This window comes from Sandarakinorhabdus cyanobacteriorum, assembly GCF_002251755.1.
Taxonomy (GTDB): domain Bacteria; phylum Pseudomonadota; class Alphaproteobacteria; order Sphingomonadales; family Sphingomonadaceae; genus Sandarakinorhabdus; species Sandarakinorhabdus cyanobacteriorum.
The window spans coordinates 1-3,511 of record NZ_NOXT01000021.1 but is presented as its reverse complement, the minus strand read 5'-3'; the positions used below and the strand labels follow the sequence as shown (position 1 = coordinate 3,511).

Below are 3,511 nucleotides of genomic sequence, written 5' to 3'. Positions count from 1 at the left end.
CCAGCTTGAACGGCTTGATCACGGCTTCGATCTTCTTCACGTCCCACTCCTGCCCGATTGTGTGTCAAGAAGCACCAGCGACGGTCCGTAGCCATCGTTGCTGACGTGCATTGTCATGCGCCAATTGCCGCACACGCGCCACCGCAATTTGGCCCATATGGCGGCGGCCGAAGCGGCCGTTGTGCGGTGCACCGTCAAACGCCTTATGTCGCCGACCGGGCGGGCAGGTGATGTTTCAGCATCGCGAGTCGGCTCGTGCGTGGCCGTTCCGCCATGATCCGTCCGAGGTCCGGCCATATGCCAGGGGATCGGGTGGCCATCGGCGGGGTGAGGGGGCTTCCGGCCCGGTCGCACATGGTTCCGGCGCCGCGATGGTGACTGGGGGACAACAGCAAGACCCCCTGCCGCCGATCAATTTGCCCGGTGAAATGGCCATCCCGCAGCGGACGTCATGGAGGGCGGCGAACTTGGTTTCAGTGCAGGGGAAATTGATGACAACGATTTTCAACCGAATTGGCGCGCGCGCCAGACTTGCCGGCATTGCTCCAGCGATCGCCTTGCTGACCGCCATTCCGGCGCTTGCCCAGGAGGCAGCGCCCGTGCCCGTGCCCGACAAGGGCGACACCGCCTGGATGCTGGTTTCAACGCTGCTGGTGCTGCTGATGATCCTGCCGGGCCTGCAGCTGTTCTATGGCGGCCTGGCGCGCGGCAAGAACATGCTCTCCACCATGACGCAGATCGGTGCGGCCACCTGTCTGGTGATGCTGATGTGGGTGGTGTTCGGATATTCGATGGCGTTTGGCCCCGACATGGAAGGCGCGCTGAAGCCGTTCATCGCCGGGTTTGACCGGTTGTTCCTGGTGGGCATCGCACCCGACAGCACGGCGGCCACCTTCACCAAGGATGTGGTGATCCCGGAATATGTCTTCGTCTGTTTCCAGATGACCTTTGCAGCGATCACGGCCAGCCTGGTGCTGGGGTCCGTGGTGGAGCGCATCAAGTTCTCGGCCGTGCTGGTGTTCACGCTGGTCTGGCTGCCGCTGGTCTATCTGCCCATCGCGCACATGGTGTGGGCGGCATCGGGCCTGTTCTTCGTGATGGGCGCGCTGGATTTTGCCGGTGGCACCGTGGTGCACATCAATGCCGGCATCTCGGCGCTGGTGGCGGCGCTGATCCTTGGCAAGCGCCTGGGCTATGGCAAGGACATCATGGCGCCGCATTCGCTGACGCTGACCCTGGTCGGCACCGGCATGCTGTGGGTGGGCTGGTTCGGTTTCAATGCCGGTTCGGCGCTGGAAGCCAATGGCTCGGCGGGGCTGGCGATGATCAACACCTTCGTGGCCACGGCCGCAGCGGCGCTGGCCTGGCTGGCGACCGAGAAGCTGGCCGGTCACAAGCCGTCGTCGCTTGGCCTGGCGTCGGGCATTGTTGCCGGCCTGGTTGCGGTGACGCCGGCCGCTGGCAATGCCGGCCCGCTGGGTGCCATCGGCCTTGGCGCCGTGGCCGCGGTCATCTGCTATGTCGCGGTGGCGGTGATCAAGCCGAAGCTGGGGTATGACGACTCGCTGGATGCCTTCGGGATCCACGGCGTTGGCGGCATCGTGGGCGCCATCGGCACCGCGATTGTCTACTCGCCGGCGCTGGGCGGCCCTGGAGCGGCCGACTATGACATGGGCGAGAAGCTGGTTGTGCAGCTGGCCGCCGTGGGCACCACGATCGTGTGGGCTGCCATTGGCACCGTGATTGCCATCTTCGTGGCCAAGGCGGTCACTGGCCTGCGGGTGACGGCCGATGTCGAACGCGAGGGCCTTGATCTGGGTGAACATGGCGAGCGCGCCTATAACCCCTGATCAGATTGCACGCTGGATTATTGCTTGAACAGATGGCCCGCCTGGCAACAGGCGGGCCAAATTCTTGTGCGTGGTGCACTGCAAAAATACAGACCTGATGTGTCGCAAATATTGCCGGAATGTGACAAAATATTCATACAGCGCCTCATGTATAAAGACTGATTTTTCAACATGTTATGAATGTGTGTCTGACTGCTACGCTGTTTGGCGTAGCGGTGATGGCTATGTTGCAATGCATTGTGACTGGGCTGGGGACGGCCAAGTTCCGCAGATTTGATTCTCTTTTCCTCGGGCAGAAGGATAACAGGCGATGACGACCATATTGCGCCGGCCGACGCTGACCCGCACGTTCATGATGATTGCCACATTGGGTTCGGCCGGCATGGCCGCTGCCCAGGATGCTCCGCCGGTGCTGCTGCCCGGCTTGAGCGGGCCGCTGAGCTATAACCCTGTTCCGATCAGCGTGGATGTGGGTGCCTCCAAAATCTATGTCACCGGCATTGCCAGCGGCTATGGCGGGTTCCAGAGCAACAGCACGCCGGGCGTGGCCGACAGTTTCGCTGATGTGTCCAACGCACAGGTGATCATCCAGAAGCCGGAAGGCGTGTTCCAGTTTCTGGTGCAGGCCGGCCTGTACAGCCATGAAACCCTGGGCCTCGGCTATGCCCGGGCCACCAGCTATACCGATGCCACCTATGGGCCGGTGCCGCAGGCATGGGTGAAGATCGCGCCGTCATCCAGCTTCAGCGTGCAGGCCGGCATCCTGCCGACGCTGATCGGCCTGGAAGCGCCATTCAGCTTCCAGAACATGAACATCGAGCGTGGCGTGTTGTGGGGCCAGGAAAATGTGCTGACCCGCGGCGTGCAGGCCAACGCCACCTTTGGCAAGGTCAGCGCCAGCATGGCGCTGACCGATGGCTTTTTCTCGGGCAAGTTCAACTGGCTCTCGGGCATCCTGTCGTATGTGGACGGGCCGCACACCCTGTCGCTGGTGCTGGGCGGCGCGCTTGACCGCAACCCGCGCGCGACCTTTTCCACCCCGCCGGTGCAGAACAACAGCACCATCTTCAACGTGATCTACAGCTATGCCGGCGAAAAATGGCTGGTGCAGCCCTATTTCCAATATGCGCGCGTGGGCGACCTGCCGTTCCTGGGCACGACCAAGGCCGACAATTGGGGCGTTGGCCTCTTGGCGAAATACAAGATCAACGACAATTGGAGCCTGCCGGTGCGGGCCGAGTATATCGACAGCAAGGCACCGCGCGCGACGGCGGCAAGTTTCCTTTATGGGCCGGGGTCGAACGCCTTTTCGGTGACGGTGACGCCGACCTACACCTGGAGCCGGTTCTTCATCCGGCCGGAACTGTCCTACGTGTCGGTGTCGGGCATCACGCCGGGGGCCGCCTTTGGGGCAGCCGGGACGGACAAGAGCCAGGTGCGCGGGCGGTTGGAATTCGGTGTGATGTTCTGACAAGCCGGTTGGCCACAACGCGCCGCGTTGTGGCCAGACTCGGCGCAGTCACGGACGGGGAGCGAAAAGGGCGGGGCATTCCCCGCCCTTTTTGACTCGTTCGGCGGCGCGGCTTTGCCGCGCCCCTTTTTGCTCCTGTCTCTTGCGCCGCTGGTGCGGGGCGTGGGTGCTGCGCGCGGGCCAAGTCCGC

General features: G+C 63.2%; 2 protein-coding genes. Both read left to right on the top strand.

What is annotated here, in order from left to right; translation table 11 throughout:
* Positions 1 to 491 precede the first annotated feature (491 nt).
* Entirely contained in the window at positions 492 to 1,850 is a 1,359-nt protein-coding gene (locus CHU93_RS00380) for an ammonium transporter (RefSeq protein WP_094472250.1), read from the top strand.
* Positions 1,851 to 2,160: 310 nt separating this feature from the next.
* Positions 2,161 to 3,321 (top strand): outer membrane beta-barrel protein, encoded by a 1,161-nt coding sequence (locus CHU93_RS00375; protein WP_094472249.1) that lies wholly within the window; start codon positions 2,161 to 2,163, stop codon positions 3,319 to 3,321.
* Positions 3,322 to 3,511 lie beyond the last annotated feature (190 nt).

What these genes read in the sequence shown, in the direction of transcription:
- CHU93_RS00380 (WP_094472250.1), top strand. Translation starts at nt 492, where the DNA reads ATGACAACGATTTTCAACCGAATTGGCGCGCGCGCCAGACTTGCCGGC.
- CHU93_RS00375 (WP_094472249.1), top strand. Translation starts at nt 2,161, where the DNA reads ATGACGACCATATTGCGCCGGCCGACGCTGACCCGCACGTTCATGATG.